Here is a 19,749-nt window from a genome sequence, read left to right as displayed (position 1 = left end):
CGATCACATTGAGGAACCGCGATGCCCGAGCCGACCCCCGACGAGCTGCCGACGCCCGCGCAGCTGCAGGAGAAGTGGCTGCCGATCTGGCGGGAGGGCGACTTCTTCCGCACGGACGACCCCACTGACAAGCGGCCGCGCAAGTACATCCTCGACATGTTCCCGTACCCCTCCGGCGACCTGCACATGGGTCACGCGGAGGCGTTCGCGTTCGGCGACATCACCGCCCGCTACTGGCGGCAGCGCGGCTTCAACGTGCTGCACCCGATCGGCTGGGACTCGTTCGGCCTGCCCGCCGAGAACGCCGCGATCAAGCGGGGCAGCGACCCGCGCGAGTGGACGTACGACAACATCGCGCAGCAGAAGGCGTCGTTCGAGCGCTACGGCGTCAGCTTCGACTGGAGCCGTGAGCTGCACACCTCCGACCCCGAGTACTACAAGTGGAACCAGTGGCTGTTCCTCAAGCTGTACGAGAAGGGCCTGGCGTACCGGAAGGACAGCTGGGTCAACTGGGACCCGGTGGACCAGACCGTGCTCGCGAACGAGCAGGTGCTGCCCGACGGCACGTCCGACCGCTCCGGCGCGGTCGTCGAGAAGAAGAAGCTCACCCAGTGGTACTTCCGCATCACGGACTACGCGGACCGGCTGCTGGACGATCTGAAGCAGCTCGAGGGCACCTGGCCGTCCAAGGTGATCGCGATGCAGCGGAACTGGATCGGCCGCAGCAACGGCGCGCAGATCGACTTCGTCATCGAGGGCCGCGACGAGCCCGTCACCGTCTTCACGACCCGGCCCGACACGATCCACGGCGCGACCTACATGGTCGTCGCCCCCGACTCGGACCTGGCCGCCGAGCTGATCGCCGGGCAGCCGGCGGAGTTCGCCGAGCCGTTCGCCGCGTACCTGGCGCGCGTGCAGTCGACGACGGAGGTCGAGCGCCTCAACACCGACCGCGCGAAGACCGGCGTCTCCCTCGGCCGCCACGCGATCAACCCGGTCACGGGGGAGCGGCTGCCGATCTGGGCCGCCGACTACGTGCTGGCCGACTACGGCACCGGCGCGATCATGGCCGTGCCCGCGCACGACCAGCGCGACCTCGACTTCGCCCGCGCCTTCGACCTGCCGGTCAAGGTCGTGGTCGACACCTTCCAGCCGGTCACCGGCGTCATCCCGGTGATCCCGGAGGGCGGCGAGCTGCCGGAGATCGAGTCCGTCGATCCGGTGAGGACCGGCGTCGCGCTGACCGGCGAGGGCCGTCTCGTGAACTCGGGCAGCATGAACGGCCTGTCCAAGGCCCGCGCGATCGAGAAGGTCGTCAAGGAGCTGGAGGCGGCCGGCACCGGTCGTGCGGCGAAGAGCTACCGCCTGCGCGACTGGCTGATCTCCCGCCAGCGCTTCTGGGGCACGCCGATCCCGATCATCCATGCTGCGGACGGCACCGAGATCCCGGTGCCGGAGGCGGACCTGCCCGTCGTGCTGCCGTCGACCGAGGGCCTCGACCTGAAGCCGAAGGGCACCTCGCCGCTCGGCGCGGCGACCGACTGGGTGAACGTGCCGAGCCCGATCGACGGCACGCCCGCGAAGCGCGACGCGGACACGATGGACACGTTCGTCGACAGCTCCTGGTACTTCCTGCGCTTCCTCGCGCCGAACGACGACACCCGCGCCTTCGACCCCGCGGAGGCGGACAAGTGGGCGCCGGTCGACCAGTACGTCGGCGGCGTCGAGCACGCGATCCTGCACCTGCTCTACGCCCGGTTCATCACCAAGGTGCTGTTCGACCTGGGCTACGTGCACTTCACCGAGCCGTTCAACGCGCTGCTGAACCAGGGCATGGTCCTGTCGGGCGGCGCGAAGATGTCGAAGAGCCGCGGCGGCGTGAGCCTCTCCGACGAGCTCGAGCGGTTCGGCGTCGACGCGATCCGCCTGACGATGGCGTTCGCCGGCCCGCCGGAGGACACCATCGACTGGGAGGACGTGCGCCCGGGCGGTCAGGTGAAGTTCCTGAACCGTGCGCTGCGGCTCGCGATCGACGTGACCAGCCCGACCGACGTGCACTGGTCGAGCGGCGACCAGGCGCTGCGCCGCCACACGCACCGCTTCCTGGCCGACGTCCCGGGCCTGGCGGAGACCTTCAAGTTCAACGTCCTGATCGCCCGGCTGATGGAGCTCGTCAACGTCACCCGCAAGGCGATCGACAGCGGCCCCGGCGGCGCGGACGGCGCGGTGCGCGAGGCGGTCGAGACCATCGCGGTCGCGCTGAGCCTGTTCGCGCCGTACACGGCGGAGGAGATGTGGGAGCGCCTCGGCTACGAGCCGTCGGTCGCCCTGCAGGGCTTCCGCAAGCCCGATCCGACGCTGCTGGTCGAGGAGTCGGTCACGGCCATCGTGCAGGTGGACGGCAAGGTCCGGGCGAAGCTCGAGGTGTCGCCGAAGATCACCGCGGAGGACCTCGAGCGCCTCGCGACCTCCTCCGACGTGGTGCAGCGCTCCGTCGGTGCGAAGCGCATCGCGCGGGTCGTCGTGCGGGCGCCGAAGGTCGTGAGCATCGCCACCGAGTAGCGATCCGCTCCTCCCCAGGAGCGTTCCGCACGCGGGGTCGTCGACCGGTCCGACCGGTCGACGACCCCGCTCTACGGTCCCCGGGTGGACTCCCTCCGGACGCGGTTCGCGATGGCGACGGCAGGACGGCCGCTGCCGCTGATCCTCGCCGCCGCGGCCGCCGCGGTCGTGCTCCTCGTCGCCGTGGTGCTCGCCGCGGGGCAGGCGTCGGGCAGCGAGGCGGAGGCGCCCGCGGTCCGCGTCGTCCCGACCGCGGCGGCACCGACGCCCGCGCTCGTGCACGTGAGCGGTGCCGTGCGCCACCCGGGGCTCGTCGCCCTGCCCGCGGGCTCGCGGATCATCGACGCGATCACCGCGGCGGGCGGTCCGACCGGGGCCGCCGACCAGAGCGGGGTGAACCTCGCGGCCCGGGTCGCGGACGGGCAGCAGGTGGTCGTGCCGAAGCGCGGGGCGCCGTCGGCGGCCGCGTCCGGCTCCACGGCCGGGACCGGCGGCCCCGCGACCGTGAGCCTCGGCTCCGCGACCGCGGCGCAGCTCGAGACGCTGCCGCGGATCGGGCCGGCCCTGGCGGCCCGGATCATCGCGTACCGCGACGCGCACGGCGGCTTCTCCTCCGTCGACCAGCTGTCGGAGGTGGGCGGCATCGGCCCGAAGACGCTCGCCGGCCTGCGCGACCTGGTCGTGCCGTGAGCGACCGGCTCGTCCGGTCCGGGCTCCTGCTGCCCGCGGCGGCGACCTGGGCCGCGGCGCTGCTCGGCACCGCCCTGCCGCGGCTCGCTGCGCCCGGCGCCGTCCTCGCGCTGGCCGCGGGTGCCGTGCTCGCCGTGCGGGCCGTGCGTCGCTCCGCTCGCGGCCGCGTCCTGCTCGCTGCGGGCGCGCTCGTCTGCGCCGCCGTGCTCCTGGCCGCGGCGGCCGGCGACGTCCGCCGGCATCCGGCGGCGCTGCCGATGGGGCGGGCCGTCGTCGTCGAGGTGCGCGTCGACTCGACGGGCGCGTCGGGCGGCAACGACTTCACCGGCGGACTCGCGTCCCGCACGCTGCTGCGGGGCGCGGTCGTGGGCGTCGCGGGCGCACCGGTGGAGGTGCCGGTCACGCTGTTCGCCGAAGGCCCGGTGCGGGCGCAGCCCGGTGCGGTCGTCCGCGTGCGGGTCCGGCTGCACGCGACCGCGCCGCCCGATGCCGCCGCCGCCGTCGGATCGGTGCTCGGCCGGGCGGTACTCGTGCGGCCGCCTCCTCCCGCTCAGCGCGTGGCCGCATCGCTGCGCACGGGGCTCGTCGAGCGCACCGCGCGGCTGCGCGGCGACGGCGCGGCGCTGCTGCCCGGGCTCGCGGTCGGCGACACGAGCCGGGTGGGGTCGGACCTCCGGCAGGCGATGCGGGACGCGTCGCTCACCCATCTGACCGCGGTGTCCGGGGCGAACTGCGCGGTCGTCACGGTCGCGGTGTTCGCGCTCGGCGCGGCGCTCCGGCTGCCGCACGGCCTCCGGATCGTGTCGGCCGGCGCGGCGCTCGCCGGCTTCGTCGTGCTCGTGACGCCGCAGCCCTCCGTCGTCCGCGCGGCGGCGATGGCCGCGGTGGCGCTCCTGTGCGCACTGCGGGGCGGCCGCGCTGCCGGCCCGCCCGCGCTCGCCGTGGCGGTGCTCGTGCTGCTGGTGCTCGACCCGTGGCTCGGCTGGAGCGCGGGCTTCGTGCTCAGCGCCGCCGCGACCGCAGGCCTGCTGCTGCTCGCGGTGCCGCTCGCCGACCGGTTGGCGCGGGTGCTGCCGCGCCGCCTGGCGCTCGTGCTCGCGGTACCGATCGCCGCGCAGGCGGCCTGCCAGCCGGTGCTGATCCTGCTGCAGCCCGGCATCCCGGTCTTCGGGGTCGTCGCGAACCTGCTCGCCGAGCCCGCGGCGCCGCTCGTCACCGTGCTCGGGCTGCTCGCCTGCCTCCTCGGCCCGATCGCGCCGCCGCTGGCCTGGATCGCCGCCGCGCTCGGGTGGCTCCCCGCCGCCTGGATCGGTCTGGTGGCGCGCACGGTCGCGCGGTTCCCGCAGCTCGGCTGGCCGATCGGGATCGCCGGCGCGGCGCTGGCCGCGCTGCTCCTCGTCGCCGGGGTGCTGATGCTCGCCCGCACGGCCCCGCGTCGGATGCGGGTCGCCGGTGCGGTGACGACGGTGCTCGCGGTGCTGGTGCTCGCGGGCACCGCGGTCGGCGGCACGGCGGGGCGCATCGCCGGTACGCCGGGCGACTGGACCGTCGCGGCCTGCGACGTCGGCCAGGGCGACGGGCTCGTGCTGAACGGCGGCGGCGGTCGGTACGCGGTGGTCGACACCGGACGCGAGGACGCGCCGATCGCCGCCTGCCTCGGGCGCCTCGGCGTCTCGCGCGTCGACCTGCTGGTGCTGACGCACTGGGACGCCGACCACGTCGGCGCCGCGGCGTCGCTCGCCGGTCGGGTGCGCACGACGTTCGTCGGCCCCGTGGACCGTCCCGCGGCGGCCGCGACGGTCGCTGCGCTGCGCCGCGGCGGGTCCGCGATCCGGCAGGTGCACCGCGGCGACGCGGCGCAGCTCGGCCGCCTGCGCCTCGACGTGCTCTGGCCACCCGATCCGCTCGGTGCGATCGAGGCGGGCAACGCCGCGAGCGTCACCCTGCACGTGACCGGCGGCGGCGCCTCCGCGCTGCTGACCGGCGACCTCGGCGAGGAGGCGCAGAACGCGCTGCTCGCCGCCGGTCCGCTGCCGGGCGTCGACGTCGTGAAGGTCGCCCACCACGGTTCCGCCGACCAGAGCCCCGCCTTCTACGCCGCGGCGGGAGCGGTGTTCGGCGTGATCTCCGTCGGCGCGGGGAACGACTACGGCCATCCGACCCGGCGCCTGCTCGGCATCCTGCGGGCGACCGGCACCCGGGCGGTGCGGACGGACCAGGACGGCCTGGTCCTCGTCTCCTGGCGCGACGGCCGGATCCGCGTCTGGTCCGAGCGGCCCGTGACCGCGGCCGTGTGGGTGCCGGCGAAGTAGGTTCGTGGTCATGGCAGCCCGGCCCGCGACCCGCGCCGCGAGCGCGAAGATCCCGCAGGTCGCCTGGAGCGAGGCCCGACCCGCGCCCGTCGTGCTCGTGTCCGGACCGGAGGACCTGCTCGCCGACCGGGCGATCAGGCGCATCCGCGAGATGCTCGCCGCGGCGGATCCCAGCCTCGAGGTCACGGACCTCGACGCCGCCGCGGCGGTGCCCGGCGACCTCACGACGCTCGCGAGCCCGTCGCTGTTCGGCGAGCCGCGCCTCATCCGCGTCACCGCCGTCGAGCGGCTGTCGGAGGCGTTCCTGAATGAGACGCTCCGCTACCTGGAGGCGCCCGACGACGGGGCGACCCTCGTGCTGCGGCACAGCGGCGGCGTGCGCGGCAAGAAGCTGCTCGATGCGATCCGCGGCGGCGCGGGCGGCGGCATCGAGATCGCGTGCGCCGAGGTGAAGCGCGACGCCGACCGCTCCGCGTTCGCGTCCGGGGAGTTCCGCGCGGCCGGCAGGCGGATCAGCCCCGGCGCGCTGCGCGTGCTGGTGTCCGCGTTCCAGGGCGATCTCGCCGAGCTCGCGAGCGCCTGCCAGCAGCTCATCGCGGACACCACCGGCGACATCGGCGAGCGCACCGTGCAGACGTACTACGCGGGGCGGATGGAGACGGACGCCTTCGCCGTGGCGGACGCGGCGCTGGCGGGCCGCACGGGCGAGGCCCTCGTGCTGCTGCGGCACGCGATCGACAGCGGAGCCGACCCTGTGCCGATCGTCGCGGCGCTCGCCGCGAAGCTGCGCTCCATGGCGAAGGTGCTCGACGCGCGCGGGGCCCCCGCGAAGATCGCGTCGGAGTTCGGCATGGCCCCGTGGCAGGTCGAGCGGGCCCGCCGGGACGCGCAGGGCTGGCAGGCCGCAGGGCTCGGCCGGGCGATCGTGTTCACGGCCGAGACCGACGAGCGCGTGAAGGGCGGCGCGCGGGACACCGAGTACGCGGTCGAGCGCCTCGTGACCTTCATCGCCGCACGGGGCGGGACCGGCACCTGAGACCGGGCCGTGCGCGTCGCGCACGCCTGCTGCCAGGATGCCGTCCATGAGCGACCCCACGATCGAGCAGGCCCAGGCCGCAGCGGACGCGGCTGCGGCGGAGGCGGCACGGCTGCAGGAGGAGGCGCAGGCAGCGGTGGCGCGCGCGCAGGAGGCCGCTGCGGCCGCCGCGCAGGCGCTGGAGGCGGCGCAGGCGCAGGCCGCGTCCCTGCAGGCGCAGGCCGCCGCACCGGCAGCGGCCCGGCCCGCAGCGAGCGGGACCGCGCCCGGGCCGCTGACCGACGAGCAGGTCGACGCCGTGCGGCGGGGCTACGCCTTCGAGGGCCCGGCGCTCGAGCTCGGCGCCCTGATGAACGGCGCCCCGCAGCCCGACGTGCAGGTGCGGGTGCCGCTCGGCATGCTGAACCGCCACGGGCTCGTCGCCGGCGCCACGGGCACCGGCAAGACCCGCACGCTGCAGGCGCTCGCGGAGCAGCTGTCCGCCGCCGGCGTGCCGGTCTTCGCGGCGGACATCAAGGGCGACCTGTCCGGCGTGGCCACACCGGGCGTCGCCGACCCGAAGCTCACCGCCCGCACGGCGGGCATCGGGCAGGACTGGACGCCGGAGTCGTTCCCGGTCGAGTTCTTCTCCCTCGGCGGCGCGGGCACGGGCGTGCCCATCCGCGCGACGGTGTCCGGCTTCGGCCCCCTCCTGCTCGCGAAGGTGCTGGGGCTGAACGAGACGCAGGCGTCGAGCCTCGCGCTCGTGTTCCACTACGCCGAGGACCACGGGCTCGCGCTCGCCGACCTCGAGGACCTGCGGGCGGTGCTGCAGTGGCTCGCGGGCGACGAGGGCAAGGCGGACCTCGCGGGGCTCGGCGGCATCTCCGGCGCGACGATCGGCGTGATCCTGCGCGAGCTCGTCGGCTTCGCGGACGCCGGTGCGGACGGTTTCTTCGGGGAGCCCGAGATCGACACCCGGGAGTTCCTCCGCACCGCCCCGGACGGCCGGGGCATCGTCAGCCTGCTCGAGGTGCCCGGCGTCGCCGACCGGCCCGCGCTGTACTCGACGTTCCTGATGTGGCTGCTCGCCGACCTGTTCAACGACCTGCCCGAGGTCGGCGACCCGGAGAAGCCGAAGCTCGTGTTCTTCTTCGACGAGGCGCACCTGCTGTTCGCGGACGCGTCGAAGGACTTCCTCGACCAGGTGATCCGCACGGTCCGGCTGATCCGGTCGAAGGGCGTCGGCATCGTGTTCGTCACCCAGACGCCGAAGGACGTGCCGGGGGAGGTGCTCGGGCAACTCGGCTCCCGGGTGCAGCACCAGCTGCGGGCCTTCACGCCGGACGACGCGAAGGCGCTGCGGGCGACCGTGCAGACCTACCCGCGGTCCGGCTACGACCTCGAGCAGGTGCTGACGGGCCTCGGCATCGGCGAGGCGGTCGTGACCGTGATGAACGAGAACGGGGCGCCGACGCCGGTCGCGTGGACCCGCCTGCGGGCGCCGCAGGCGCTGATGGCGCCCACGCCGGCCGACGCGATGGCGGCGGCGGTCGCCGCGTCGCCGCTGCAGGCGAAGTACGGCACGGCGCTCGACCGGGAGACCGCCTCCGAGGTGCTCACCGCGAAGATGAACGCCGCCGCAGAGGCGGACCGCGCCGAGAAGGAGGCCGCCGAGCAGGCGAAGGCCGACGCCGCCGCGGACAAGCGGGCGGCGGCCGAGGCGCGGAAGGACGCGGCCGCGCGCAAGGAGGCCGACCGCGAGCGGGCCGCGGCGCAGCGGGAGGCGGACCGCCAGGCCGCCGCCCGCAACCGGGCGATGCAGCAGGGCGTCTCCGTCGTCACCAAGGTGCTCGGCAACCGGCAGACCCAGCGCATGCTCGGCGACGTGCTGGGCGGCATCTTCGGCACCCGCCGCCGCGGCCGCTGACGTCATCCTGCTCCGGATCCGTGCCGCTTCGACGCGATCGCAGCGGCACGGATCCGGAGCACGATCGCGGGCGGCACGACGAAGGGCCGCCCGCTGACGCGGACGGCCCTTCGGGATGCTCGACTCAGAGGCTCGAGACGGCCTTCGCGATCGCGGACTTGCGGTTCGCGGCCTGGTTCTTGTGGATGACGCCCTTGGAGACGGCCTTGTCGAGCTTCTTGGACGCGAGGCCGAGGGCGGCGATCGCCTTGTCCTTGTCGCCGGCGGTCACGGCGGTGCGGACGGCCCGGACGTGGGTCTTCAGCTCGCTCTTGACGGCCTTGTTGCGCTCGGTCGCCTTCTTGTTCGTGGCGATGCGCTTGATCTGGCTCTTGATGTTGGCCATGCGGATGCTCCTGGTTCGCAGATGGGGTGGAGGCCGCTCCTGTGGGGGAGGAGCCTCGACGGGCGGCGCGGAGGGCGCGCTGGTACCCGAAAGCCGACCGGCAGCCTAGCAGTCGAGCGGCCCCCGTGGGACGGCGGTTGAATGACGCGGTGCCGTCCTACACCGCGAACGCCCTGTCCGTGCCGGAGAGCGGCATCCGCCGGATCCTCGAGATCGCGCTGACCCTCGACGACATCATCGCGCTGGCCGTGGGGGAGCCCGACCTGCCCGTCGCGCCGCACGTGCTCGAGGCCGGCAGCGCCGCCTGGCTCGCGGACGACACCCGCTACACCGGCAACGGCGGCATCCCCGAGCTGCGCGCGGCGATCGCGATGAAGCTGCGGCGGGACAACGGCGTCGACGTCGGCGCGGACCAGGTATGGGTCACGCCGGGGGCGACCGAGGCGCTGTACCTCGCGCTCGGCCTGATCCTCGCCCCGGGTGACGAGGTCCTGATCCCCGACCCCGGGTACACGACGTTCACCATGGCGCCGCGGATGCAGTTCGCGGTGCCGGTGCCGTACCGGCTCGACCCCGAGCACGCCTTCCTCCCGCAGGCGGCCGACCTCGACGCGCTCGTCACACCGCGCACGCGGGCGATCATCTTGAACTCGCCCTCGAACCCGCTCGGCGTCGTGTTCCCGGAGCACGTGGTGCGCGAGCTGGTCGAGTTCGCGCAGCGGCACGACCTGTGGATCGTGAGCGACGAGGTCTACGAGGCCTTCACCTACGGGCTGCCGCACGTCAGTCCGGCGTCGATCGACCCGGCGCGGGTGCTGACCGTGCAGTCGTTCTCGAAGACGTACGCGCTGACCGGTGGCCGGGTCGGCTACCTCGTGACGCCGCCGACGCCGGCGAGCCTGCTGCGCAGCTTCCAGGAGGCGCTGATCTCCTGCGTCAACTCCCCGGCGCAGCGCGCCGCGGTCGCCGCGCTGGAGGGCCCGCAGGACGCCGTCACAGCCGCCGCGGTGCACTACCGGGAGAACCTGCGCGCGGCGACGGCGCTGCTCGACGAGCGCGGCATCCGCTACCGGGAGCCCGACGGCGCGTTCTACCTGTGGGTCGACCTGTCGTACGCGACGGGCGGCGACGTCACGTCGTGGGCCGAGCGGTTCCTGCTCGAGCGCCGCGTGTCGGTCGCCCCCGGCAGCGCGTTCGGCGCCGCCGGCGAGGGCTGGATCCGCGTCTGCGCGGCCGCCAGCCGCGAGGACCTGCTCGAGGGCCTGCGCCGCCTGCCCGACCCCGCCTGACCCCTCGTTCCGCAGGCGTTCCACGTCTGCGGAACGAAGGGATTCAGGCCTGCAGGGCGAGGGCGAAAGGCAGCACCGCCGACGCACCCGCCTGCCGCAGGAGGCGGGCGGCGACCGTGAGGGTCCAGCGGCTGTCCGCCGAGTCGTCGACGAGCAGCACGGGCCCGCTCGTCTCCGCGAGGCGCGCCCGCAGGTCCTCCGGCACCCGGAACGCCGTCCACACGCCCGCGAGCCGGGCGAGGCTCGCGCCGCCGCCCCCGCTCGGCGGTCCGGACGTCGTCGCCTCGAGCGCGCCGAGCAGCGGCAGCCGCCCGATCTCGGACAGCGCCCGGGCGGTCGACGCGACGAGCAGCGGCCGCCGGGACGACGGCATCGCGACGACGCCCACGGGCCGCTCGGCCCAGCCCCACTCGCGCAGCACCTGCACGGCCGCGTCGACGACCGGGCGCGGCACCTCCTGGTCGGGCGTGCCCGGTGCGAGCAGCTGCCTGAGCGTGCCCCCCCAGCCGAGGTCGGTGAGCCGGGCGATCGCGCGGCCCTCCTCCGGCCGCTCGCCCGGCGCGATGTTCCCCTTGAGCGGCAGCCCGCGGGAGTCGGCGCCCGTCGGCCATTGCTTGCGCGGCTCGATGGCGACCCCGACGCGGTGCAGCGCGGCCCCGGCCGTGCCCGCGGAGTCGCCGGACACCTCGGTCGGGAACCACACGCCCGCGCAGTTGTCGCAGCGGCCGCACGGCACGGCCGTCGGGTCGTCGAGCACGCGCTGCAGGTACTGCATGCGGCAGCCCGCCTCGCCGGCGGGCAGCGCCTCGTAGTCGAGCATGTGCTGCTGCTCGGTGCGGCGGGCAGCGGCGATGCGCTCGTACCGCTCGGCGTCGTACGTCCACTGCTGCCCGGTCGCGATCCAGCCCCCGCGCACGCGCTGCACGGCGCCGTCCACGTCGAGCACCTTCAGCAGCAGCTCGAGCCGGCTGCGCTTGATGTCCACCAGCGCCTCGAGCGCCGGTGTGGAGATCGGGCGCTCGGGCTCCAGCTCCCGCAGCACCGCGGCCGCCTTCTCCTCCGTCGGCATGCTCGCCGTCGCGAAGTACGACCAGATCGCCTCGTCCTCGCTGCCCGGCAGCAGCAGGACGTCGGCCGAGTCGGTGGCGCGGCCCGCGCGGCCGACCTGCTGGTAGTAGGCGACGGGGGAGGAGGGGGCGCCGAGGTGCACGACGAAGCCGAGGTCGGGCTTGTCGAACCCCATCCCGAGCGCGCTGGTGGCGACGAGCGCCTTGACCCGGTTCTCCTTGAGCGCCTGCTCGGCCGCCTCCCGCTCGGCGTTCTCCGTCTTGCCTGTGTAGGCGAGCACGTCGTAGCCGGCCTCGCGCAGCAGCCGCGCCGTGTCCTCCGCGGCGGACACCGTCAGCGCGTAGACGATGCCGGACCCCTCCAGGTCGCGGAGGTGCTCGACGAGCCACCCGAGCCGGGTCGCCTGGTCGCGCGTGCGCAGGACGCCGAGGCGGAGGGAGGCGCGGGCGAGCGGTCCGCGGATCGTGAGCACGTCCTCCGCGCCGCCCAGCTGCGTGACGACGTCCGAGACGACGCGCCCGTTCGCGGTGGCGGTGGTCGCGAGCACCGGGGTGCCGCCGGCCGTCGCGACGAGCTCGCGCAGGCGCCGGTAGTCGGGGCGGAAGTCGTGGCCCCAGTCGGAGATGCAGTGGGCCTCGTCGATCACGATCAGGCCCGTGCGGTCGATGAGGTCCGGCAGCTGCGTGTCGCGGAAGTCCGGGTTGTTCAGCCGCTCCGGCGACACGAGCAGCACGTCGATCTCGTCCGCGGCGAGCCGAGCCCGCACGTCGTCCCACAGGTGCGCGTTCGCGGAGTCGATGGAGGCGGCCCGCACCCCCGCCCGTGCAGCGGCGGCCACCTGGTCGCGCATGAGCGCGAGGAGGGGGGAGACGAGCAGCGTCGGCCCCGCGCCGCGGTCGCGCAGCAGCTTCGTCGCCACGAAGTAGACGGCGGACTTGCCCCACCCGGTGCGCTGCACGACCAGCGCGCGCCGCGAGCCGTCGACGATCGAGGAGATCGCGTCGTACTGGCCGTCGTGGAAGTCGGCGTCGGGGCGCCCGACGAGGGTGCGCAGCACGGCGAGCGCGTCGTCGCGGGTGTCGGTGAGGCTGTCGGTCACGCCGCAGACCGTGTCATGCCCCGGTGACAGCCGTCGCCGTGGACGACGCCCGCACCGGCTCGTTCGACGCCCCGTCCTGTCATCGACCAAGCGCTCGGTCGCTGACGGGACGGCGCGTGGATCAGGTCGAGCCGGCCGCACGACGAGCCCGTGCTCCGACCGGGTCAGGCCTCGGGGTCGCGGACCAGGATCGTCTCGGTGCCGGGCGCGAGGGCGCGGCGGATGCGGGCGAGGTAGCGCTCCGGGATCTCGGGCAGCGCGTCGAGGGGGAACCAGCCGGCGTCCGTCGACTCGTCGTCGCCGACCGCGGGCTCGCCCGACACGTAGCGCAGCCGGTACGTGTGGTCCGTGAACCGCGTGCGGTCGCCGTTCGGGTACTCGTACTCCTGCGTCACGCCGACGGCTGCCAGCCGCTCGACGACGGCGCGGACCCGCGCCTCCTCCCACACCTCGCGCTCGGCGGCGTCGGCGGAGTGCTCGCCGGGCTCCACGATGCCCGCCACCGGGGTCCACTCGCCGGTGTCGGCGCGCTTCACCAGCAGGAGCCGGTCGCCGTCGACGACCACCGCGGTGGTGCCGACGAGCCAGAGCGGGATGGTGCCGATGTGCTCGCGGAGCTGGAGGATGAAATCGGGCGTCGGCACGGCTCGACGCTAGTCGCGCGCTGCATGGGGGAGACTGTCGGCGCCATGCCCCGCGCCCTCACGCCCCTCCAGCCCGCTTCGACGGACCCGGCGCGCATCCGGAACTTCTGCATCATCGCGCACATCGACCACGGGAAGTCGACGCTGGCCGACCGGATGCTCGGGATCACCGGGATCGTGTCCGACCGCGACGCCCGCGCCCAGTACCTCGACCGGATGGACATCGAGCGCGAGCGCGGCATCACGATCAAGAGCCAGGCGGTCCGCATGCCCTGGCAGGTCGGCGACGACGTGTTCGCGCTGAACATGATCGACACCCCGGGCCACGTCGACTTCACCTACGAGGTGTCCCGCTCGCTCGCCGCGTGCGAGGGCGCGATCCTGCTCGTCGACGCGGCGCAGGGCATCGAGGCGCAGACGCTCGCGAACCTGTACCTCGCGCTCGAGAACGACCTCGAGATCATCCCGGTCCTCAACAAGATCGACCTGCCCGCGGCGGACCCGGAGAAGTACGCGGCCGAGCTCGCGAACCTGATCGGCGGCGACCCGGCCGACGTGCTGCGCGTCTCCGGCAAGACCGGCATGGGCGTCGAGGACCTGCTCGACCGCGTCGTCGCGCGGATCCCCGCCCCGAAGGGCGACCCGGACGCGCCGGCCCGCGCCGCCATCTTCGACTCGGTCTACGACGCCTACCGAGGCGTCATCACCTACGTCCGCATGGTCGACGGCAACCTGGGCCCGCGCGAGCGGATCCAGATGATGTCGACGCGCGCGGCGCACGACATCCTCGAGATCGGCGTCTCCTCGCCCGAGCCGACCCCCTCCAAGGGCCTCGGCGTGGGGGAGGTGGGCTACCTGATCACCGGCGTGAAGGACGTGCGCCAGTCGAAGGTCGGCGACACCGTCACGACGGCGGTGAAGCCCGCCGCCGAGCCGCTCGCCGGGTACACCGAGCCGAAGCCGATGGTTTTCTCGGGCCTCTACCCGATCGACGGCGCCGACTACCCGGACCTGCGCGAGGCGCTCGACAAGCTGAAGCTGTCCGACGCGGCGCTCGTGTACGAGCCCGAGACGTCCGTGGCGCTCGGCTTCGGATTCCGCTGCGGGTTCCTCGGTCTGCTCCACCTCGAGATCGTCACCGAGCGCCTCGAGCGCGAGTTCGGCCTCGACCTGATCGCCACCGCCCCCTCCGTGATCTACGAGGTCTCGACGGACGACGGCAAGGAGGTGACCGTCACCAACCCGAGCGAGTACCCGGTCGGCAAGGTGGCGGAGGTGCGCGAGCCGATGGTCAAGGCCGCGATCCTCGCCCCGAAGGACTACGTCGGCACCGTGATGGAACTCTGCCAGAGCCGCCGCGGCTCGCTGATCGGCATGGAGTACCTGTCGGAGGAGCGGGTCGAGATCTCGTACACGATTCCGCTCGGCGAGATCGTCTTCGACTTCTTCGACCAGCTGAAGAGCCGCACCGCGGGCTACGCGTCGCTCGACTACGAGCCCGTCGGCGAGCAGGCCGCCGACCTGGTGAAGGTCGACATCCTGCTGCAGGGCGAGCGGGTCGACGCGTTCAGCGCGATCGTGCACCGCGAGAAGGCGTACGCCTACGGGACGCTCATGACGGAGCGGCTGAAGAAGCTGATCCCGCGGCAGCAGTTCGAGGTCCCGATCCAGGCGGCGATCGGAGCCCGCATCATCGCCCGCGAGTCGATCCGGGCGATGCGCAAGGACGTGCTAGCAAAGTGCTACGGCGGTGACATCACCCGCAAGCGCAAGCTGCTGGAGAAGCAGAAGGAGGGCAAGAAGCGCATGAAGACCATCGGTCGCGTCGACGTGCCCCAGGAGGCGTTCATCGCGGCGCTCTCCGGTGACACCGAGGTCGCCAAGAAGTGAGCACCGTCCGTACCGGCGCGGGCCCCCTGCGCCGGGGTGGCTCCGCCCCGATCGACCACGGGCTGAACTACGCGGCGATCGGCGTCACGGCCCGCCCCGACGTCGTCTCGTTCCCGCCCGCCGGCTTCCGGTCCGCCGAGTACCGGCACCGCATCGGCAGCGGCGCGCGCCGCTTCGACCTCGCCGGCCGGGCGCTGATGACCTGGGGCGCCCTGCGCGCCGCCGGGTACCGCGTCGAGGACGTGCGGGCCGAGGAGGCGGCGCTGTCGCCGCGCGGCACCGGCCCCCTCTACCTCGAGGACGGCACGCCCTGGGTCACGCCCGGCATGACGGCCGTGATCGAGGCCGCCGAGCCCGTGCCCGCCGCCGGTCGCGTCAAGGTGCTGTCGGTCGTCGACGAGCCCGGACGCATCGGCTTCGTCTACGGCTCGATGCACGGGCACACGGAGGTCGCCGAGCGCTACCTCGTCGTCGAGCACGACGAGCAGGACGGCGTCTGGGTCCACCTGCGCTCGCTGTGGGAGGCGCCGGCCCCGTCGCGCCTCGCCCGCTTCAGCCGCAGCAACCCCGAGGCGCTGCAGCGCAAGGTGGACGAGCGCATCGTCCGGGCGCTGCACCCCTCCAACGTCGCCTAGCGGTCTTTGCTCACGTTTCTTGCCGCACGACGGTTCGTCGCGCGGCAAGAAGCGTGAGCAAAGTCCGGGGTCAGAGGGTGCGGAGGGAGTCCAGCAGGGCCGGGAGACCGTGCTCGAGGTCCTGCATCACGAGGACGGCGGAGGTGCGGCGGAGCTCCTCCGCCGAGTAGACGCCCGTCGCGACCGCGATGAACGGGAAGCCGACCGCGTCGGCCGCCTCGCCGTCCGCCGGGGTGTCGCCGAGGATCAGCGCGGAGGCGCCCGCGAGGTCGTCCCGCGCCGCGGCGGTCAGGTCGCTGCGGCGCAGGTACCGGTCGCCGAAGTAGGAGCGCTCCCAGTCGAACGCGTCGACGTCGAGCCCGGCGCCCTCGAGCTTCACGCGGGCGCGGTGCCGCGAGTTGCCCGTCAGCAGGCCGTTGGCCCAGCCCGCCTCCGCGACCGCGTGCAGCGCGGCGTCGACGCCCGGTGCGGCCCGCCGGCGGGCGGCGTCGGTCAGGTACGCGTCGGACAGCTCGTCCATGCGCCGCGAGACCGCGTCGAAGAGGGCGGGGTCGCCGCCCCACCGCGTGAGCCGCTCGCTGATGATCTGGCCGTCGGTCTTGCCGTGCTCGACGGCGTGGGGCTCGCCGGGCACCGGTCCGACACCCGCGACCTCGCGGATCGCGTCGTGGTAGAACGTGCCGGCCTTCGCGGAGTTCAGCAGCAGGGTGCCGTCGACGTCCCAGAGCACGGTCTTGGCGGAAGGGGTGCGCACGGGGACAGTCTTCCGGAGCCGGACAATGGATCCTGATGCCCAGCGCCCTGCCGATCGCCGATCCCGCCCCTGCGGACGGCCGCCTCCCGGCCTCCGTGCTCGACGGCGCGGAGGACCGCGCGCTCGGTGTCTACCTCCACGTGCCGTTCTGCCGGGTGCGCTGCGGCTACTGCGACTTCAACACGTACACGTCGGACCAGCTGCGCGGTGCCCGGCGCAGCGACTTCGCGGGGCAGGCGGCGGAGGAGGTCGCCTTCGCCGCCGCCGTGCTCGCCGACGCGGGGCTGCCGCAGCGGCGGGCGAGCACCGTGTTCTTCGGCGGCGGCACCCCGACGCTGCTGCCGCCCGCCGATCTCGCCCACATGCTCGGCGCGGTCCGCGACACTTTCGGCCTGGCGCCGGGCGCGGAGGTGACGACGGAGGCGAACCCCGACTCGGTCGACGCGGCCGCGCTGCGCACCCTCGCGGATGCGGGCTTCACGCGGGTGTCGTTCGGGATGCAGTCCGCCGTGCCGCACGTGCTCGAGGTGCTGGACCGCACCCACGACCCGGAGCGGGTGCCGCTCGTGGTCGGCTGGGCGCGGGACGCCGGGCTCGACGTCAGCCTCGACCTGATCTACGGCGCACCGGGGGAGTCGCTCGACGACTGGCGGCGCAGCCTCGACACGGCGCTCGCGCTCGAGCCCGACCACCTGTCGGCGTACGCGCTGATCATCGAGGACGGCACCGCGCTCGCGCGCCGGATCCGGTCCGGCGAGGTGCCGGCGCCGGACGACGACCTGCAGGCCGACATGTACGAGCTGGCCGACGAGCGCCTCGCGGCCGCCGGCTACGGCTGGTACGAGGTGAGCAACTGGGCGCGGCACGACGGCGCGCGGTCGCGGCACAACCTGTCCTACTGGACGGGCGAGGACTGGTGGGGCGTCGGGCCCGGCGCGCACAGCCACGTCGGCGGCGTGCGGTGGTGGAACGTGAAGCACCCGGCGGCGTACGCGCAGCGGATCGCCGCGGGCGGCTCGCCGGCCGCGGGCCGGGAGACGCTCGACGACGCGACCCGCGCGGTCGAGCGGGTGCTGCTCGAGACCCGCCTCGCGGACGGCATGCCCGTCGACCGCCTTGACACCGGGGGACGGCGGGCGATCGCCGGGCTGCTCGCCGACGGGCTCGTGGAGGCGGGGCCGGCGTTCGCGGGCCGCGTCGTGCTGACGCGCTCGGGCCGGCTGCTGGCGGACGGCGTCGTCCGCCGCCTCCTGCCCGCCGAGGGCTCCGCCCCTACTTGATGAAGCGGATGGTGAGCGGGTAGACGTACCGCTCGCCACGGCTGGCGGCGACCGTCGCGATGATCGAGAACACGATCACGATCACGTAGATCGCGGCGGTGATCAGGAACCCGACGAGCACGATCCACAGCAGCGCGGCGACGAACGCGGCGACGAGCATCGTGATCTGGAAGTTCAGCGTCGCCTTCCCGTGCTCCGCCACGAAGGCGCTGCGGTCCTTGAAGACCAGGAAGATGATCAGCGGGCCGAGCCAGCCGACGAAGCCGGCGCCGACCACGATGCCCACGAGCGCGCTGAGGTGCGTGAACATCGCCCACATGCGCTCGTCGCTCGGCTGCAGGGGTCGCGGCGTGACGGAGGGGGTCTGGTAGTCGCTCACGGGTTCCTCTCGATGTGCGGACGGCGAGCCTGCCGCATCCGCCCGGGCGGATGCGGCGAGGCGGTCACCTGATGAAGGCGATGGCGAGCCGACGTGATCAGGGTCGATCACGTCCGCTCGTCGCTCGGGCTGAGCGGCTGCGCCGGGGCGGAGGCGGGGGTGCGGCCATCGGTCGCGGTCGTCTCCTGACGGGATCCAGCCGCTCGACGAGGCGCAGCGAGAACGGGTAGCGGAACGAGGCGCCGTGGTGCACCCGCACCGCGGCGGCGATCGAGAGCGCGACCACGAGCACCCAGCCGCCGAACGCGACGAGCCCGATGAGGAAGCCGAGCAGCAGGAACGGCAGGTCGGCGCCGCGGGGCACGATCGACGCGACGCCGCCGGCCGCGGCGCCCAGGACCCACAGCGCGACCAGTGCGATGCAGGCCGTCAGCGCGAAGTCCAGGGCCCTCCCCGCCTCCTCCTGCACCCGGGCGCTGCGCGGGCCCACGAGGAGGAGGATCAGCAGGGACGGCAGGAAGCCGACGACGGTGCCGAAGTGCGCGAGCGTCGACCAGAGCGTCTCGTCCGCGGGCGGCAGCGGTGCCGCCGCGACCGTCGGCCGGGACTCCCGCATCGCGTGCTCCTGACCTCGAGCGGCGCGCTCGCCGCACCGCTGGAACGGCGTTCAGGCTATCGACAGGCCCGCGTGCGATGCCAGGCTCGTCGGCGGTCGGGTTTAGAATTGGCAGTCCGGTGCAAGGAGTGCCAGGCGGGAGGTGCGCGATGGTCTCGGAGCGCGGACTCGACGTCCTGCGGGCCATCGTGCAGGACTACGTCGCCTCGCGGGAGCCGGTGGGGTCGAAGACGATCGTCGACCGCTACTCGTTCGGCGTCTCGGCCGCCACGATCCGGAACGACATGGCGGCGCTCGAGGAGGACGGCCTGATCGCCGCTCCGCACACCTCCTCCGGCCGCGTGCCGACGGACAAGGGCTACCGCATGTTCGTCGACCACCTCGCCGAGGTGCGCGCGATGACCACCGCGCAGCGGATGGCGATCCGCACCTTCCTGGAGGAGGGCGCCGACCTCGACGACGTGCTCGCGCGCACGGTCCGCATGCTGTCGCAGCTGACGAACCAGGTCGCCCTGGTGCAGATACCGGTGGTACCCCGCTCCTACGTGCGGCACGTCGAGCTGGTGCTGCTGTCGCCGAGCCGGCTGCTCGTCGTGCTGATCACCGACGCCGGGCGGGTCGACCAGAAGGTCGTCGAGCTGCCGCAGGGCGACGACCAGCCGCTGGTCGACGACGTCGCCCTCGCCGAGCTGCGCGCCCGGATCAACGGCGTGCTCGTCGGCCGGCTGCTCGCCGACGTGCCCGCGACGCTGCAGTCGCTCGCCGAGACGCTGCCCGCGCCGCGCAGGACGGTGCTCGAGCGCATCGGCGCCGCGCTGTCCGCGACGGTCGACGACCGCCAGGACCGCCTGATCCTCGCCGGCACCGCCAACCTCGCCCGCACCGAGCGGGACTTCCCGGGCAGCATCCTGCCCGTGCTCGAGGCGATCGAGGAGCAGGTCGTGCTGCTGCGCCTCTTCCGCGAGATGGAGCTCGACGAACGCGGCGTCTCCGTCTCGATCGGCCGGGAGAACCCGCTGGTCGGGCTCGCGGAGACGTCGATCCTGGCGGGCGGCTACCGGTCGTCCGCCGGCGAGGTCGCGCGGATCGGCGTGCTCGGTCCGACCCGCATGGACTACTCGGGCAACATCGCCGCCGTGCGAGCGGTGGCGCGCTACCTGTCGAAGCTCCTCGGCGAGGAGTGATCCACGAGGCCGCGGAC

16 protein-coding genes are annotated in these 19,749 nt (G+C 74.0%); 10 read left to right on the top strand and 6 right to left on the bottom strand.

Annotated features, from left to right (window positions below; genetic code table 11):
• The first annotated feature begins 21 nt into the window (after nucleotides 1–21).
• The 5 genes from leuS (at nucleotide 22) to ABEA53_RS07915 (ending at nucleotide 8,509) form a co-directional block, all read left to right on the top strand.
• Complete coding sequence (leuS, locus tag ABEA53_RS07935; protein ID WP_345480524.1) at nucleotides 22–2,562, top strand: leucine--tRNA ligase; 2,541 nt, start codon at nucleotides 22–24, stop codon at nucleotides 2,560–2,562.
• Between the two features lie 84 nt (nucleotides 2,563–2,646).
• Entirely contained in the window at nucleotides 2,647–3,252 is a 606-nt protein-coding gene (locus tag ABEA53_RS07930) for a helix-hairpin-helix domain-containing protein (RefSeq protein ID WP_345480523.1), read from the top strand.
• Nucleotides 3,249–5,564: a ComEC/Rec2 family competence protein gene (locus tag ABEA53_RS07925; protein ID WP_345480522.1), complete on the top strand. Its 2,316-nt coding sequence runs from the start codon at nucleotides 3,249–3,251 to the stop codon at nucleotides 5,562–5,564. The genes ABEA53_RS07930 and ABEA53_RS07925 overlap by 4 nt, the downstream gene beginning before the upstream one ends.
• 10 nt (nucleotides 5,565–5,574) lie before the next feature.
• Nucleotides 5,575–6,600: a DNA polymerase III subunit delta gene (gene holA, locus ABEA53_RS07920; RefSeq protein ID WP_345480521.1), complete on the top strand. Its 1,026-nt coding sequence runs from the start codon at nucleotides 5,575–5,577 to the stop codon at nucleotides 6,598–6,600.
• 46 nt (nucleotides 6,601–6,646) lie between these two features.
• A complete protein-coding gene (locus ABEA53_RS07915; protein WP_345480519.1) occupies nucleotides 6,647–8,509 on the top strand; it encodes a helicase HerA-like domain-containing protein in 1,863 nt (620 codons plus the stop codon).
• 124 nt (nucleotides 8,510–8,633) lie between these two features.
• On the opposite strand, the gene rpsT is transcribed toward ABEA53_RS07915, so the two are convergent.
• Nucleotides 8,634–8,894, bottom strand: coding sequence for a 30S ribosomal protein S20 (gene rpsT, locus ABEA53_RS07910; protein WP_345480518.1), 261 nt, complete (start codon nucleotides 8,892–8,894; stop codon nucleotides 8,634–8,636).
• Nucleotides 8,895–9,043: 149 nt separating this feature from the next.
• Here rpsT and ABEA53_RS07905 point away from each other — a divergent pair, with 149 nt between their 5' ends.
• On the top strand, nucleotides 9,044–10,183 hold the full coding sequence (locus tag ABEA53_RS07905; RefSeq protein ID WP_345480517.1) for a pyridoxal phosphate-dependent aminotransferase: 1,140 nt from the start codon (nucleotides 9,044–9,046) through the stop codon (nucleotides 10,181–10,183).
• A 43-nt stretch (nucleotides 10,184–10,226) separates the two neighbouring features.
• Here ABEA53_RS07905 and ABEA53_RS07900 read toward each other — a convergent pair whose 3' ends face one another.
• Nucleotides 10,227–12,350 carry a RecQ family ATP-dependent DNA helicase gene (locus tag ABEA53_RS07900; protein ID WP_345480516.1) on the bottom strand — a complete coding sequence of 708 codons (2,124 nt, stop codon included), beginning with the start codon at nucleotides 12,348–12,350 and terminating at the stop codon, nucleotides 10,227–10,229.
• Between the two features lie 164 nt (nucleotides 12,351–12,514).
• A complete protein-coding gene (locus ABEA53_RS07895) occupies nucleotides 12,515–12,994 on the bottom strand; it encodes an NUDIX hydrolase (RefSeq protein WP_345480514.1) in 480 nt (159 codons plus the stop codon).
• A gap of 45 nt (nucleotides 12,995–13,039) precedes the next feature.
• On the opposite strand from ABEA53_RS07895, the gene lepA reads away from it, so the two are divergent.
• Together lepA and ABEA53_RS07885 are read left to right on the top strand one after the other, a co-directional pair.
• Nucleotides 13,040–14,884, top strand: coding sequence for a translation elongation factor 4 (gene lepA / locus ABEA53_RS07890; protein ID WP_345480513.1), 1,845 nt, complete (start codon nucleotides 13,040–13,042; stop codon nucleotides 14,882–14,884).
• The gene (locus ABEA53_RS07885) at nucleotides 14,881–15,519 is read left to right on the top strand and encodes a DUF1990 family protein (RefSeq protein WP_345480512.1); all 639 of its coding nucleotides are present in this window, start codon (nucleotides 14,881–14,883) and stop codon (nucleotides 15,517–15,519) included. Before lepA ends, ABEA53_RS07885 begins: the two co-directional genes overlap by 4 nt.
• Before the next feature lie 70 nt (nucleotides 15,520–15,589).
• Here the strand turns inward: ABEA53_RS07885 and ABEA53_RS07880 are convergent, their stop codons facing one another.
• Nucleotides 15,590–16,273: an HAD family hydrolase gene (locus ABEA53_RS07880; protein ID WP_345480511.1), complete on the bottom strand. Its 684-nt coding sequence runs from the start codon at nucleotides 16,271–16,273 to the stop codon at nucleotides 15,590–15,592.
• Nucleotides 16,274–16,308: 35 nt separating this feature from the next.
• On the opposite strand from ABEA53_RS07880, the gene hemW reads away from it, so the two are divergent.
• Nucleotides 16,309–17,553 carry a radical SAM family heme chaperone HemW gene (hemW, locus tag ABEA53_RS07875; RefSeq protein ID WP_345480510.1) on the top strand — a complete coding sequence of 415 codons (1,245 nt, stop codon included), beginning with the start codon at nucleotides 16,309–16,311 and terminating at the stop codon, nucleotides 17,551–17,553.
• Here hemW and ABEA53_RS07870 read toward each other — a convergent pair.
• The gene (locus tag ABEA53_RS07870) at nucleotides 17,546–17,932 is read right to left on the bottom strand and encodes a DUF4870 domain-containing protein (RefSeq protein ID WP_345480509.1); all 387 of its coding nucleotides are present in this window, start codon (nucleotides 17,930–17,932) and stop codon (nucleotides 17,546–17,548) included. The two genes, hemW and ABEA53_RS07870, sit on opposite strands and share 8 nt — an antisense overlap.
• Before the next feature lie 97 nt (nucleotides 17,933–18,029).
• On the bottom strand, nucleotides 18,030–18,548 hold the full coding sequence (locus ABEA53_RS07865) for a magnetosome magnetite crystal formation protein family (RefSeq protein WP_345480508.1): 519 nt from the start codon (nucleotides 18,546–18,548) through the stop codon (nucleotides 18,030–18,032).
• Between the two features lie 149 nt (nucleotides 18,549–18,697).
• Here ABEA53_RS07865 and hrcA point away from each other — a divergent pair, with 149 nt between their 5' ends.
• A complete protein-coding gene (hrcA, locus tag ABEA53_RS07860; RefSeq protein ID WP_345480507.1) occupies nucleotides 18,698–19,732 on the top strand; it encodes a heat-inducible transcriptional repressor HrcA in 1,035 nt (344 codons plus the stop codon).
• The last annotated feature ends 17 nt before the right edge of the window (nucleotides 19,733–19,749 follow it).

The sequence above is a fragment of the Amnibacterium soli genome (genome assembly GCF_039544415.1).
GTDB classification, from domain to species: domain Bacteria; phylum Actinomycetota; class Actinomycetes; order Actinomycetales; family Microbacteriaceae; genus Amnibacterium; species Amnibacterium soli.
This window is presented reverse-complemented; position numbering and strand designations above follow the sequence as displayed.

Coding starts and splice junctions, on each gene's coding strand:
- leuS (WP_345480524.1), top strand. CDS start 22: ATGCCCGAGCCGACCCCCGACGAGCTGCCGACGCCCGCGCAGCTGCAG.
- holA (WP_345480521.1), top strand. CDS start 5,575: ATGGCAGCCCGGCCCGCGACCCGCGCCGCGAGCGCGAAGATCCCGCAG.
- ABEA53_RS07915 (WP_345480519.1), top strand. CDS start 6,647: ATGAGCGACCCCACGATCGAGCAGGCCCAGGCCGCAGCGGACGCGGCT.
- rpsT (WP_345480518.1), bottom strand. CDS start 8,894: ATGGCCAACATCAAGAGCCAGATCAAGCGCATCGCCACGAACAAGAAG.
- lepA (WP_345480513.1), top strand. CDS start 13,040: ATGCCCCGCGCCCTCACGCCCCTCCAGCCCGCTTCGACGGACCCGGCG.
- hemW (WP_345480510.1), top strand. CDS start 16,309: ATGCCCAGCGCCCTGCCGATCGCCGATCCCGCCCCTGCGGACGGCCGC.
- ABEA53_RS07865 (WP_345480508.1), bottom strand. CDS start 18,548: ATGCGGGAGTCCCGGCCGACGGTCGCGGCGGCACCGCTGCCGCCCGCG.
- hrcA (WP_345480507.1), top strand. CDS start 18,698: ATGGTCTCGGAGCGCGGACTCGACGTCCTGCGGGCCATCGTGCAGGAC.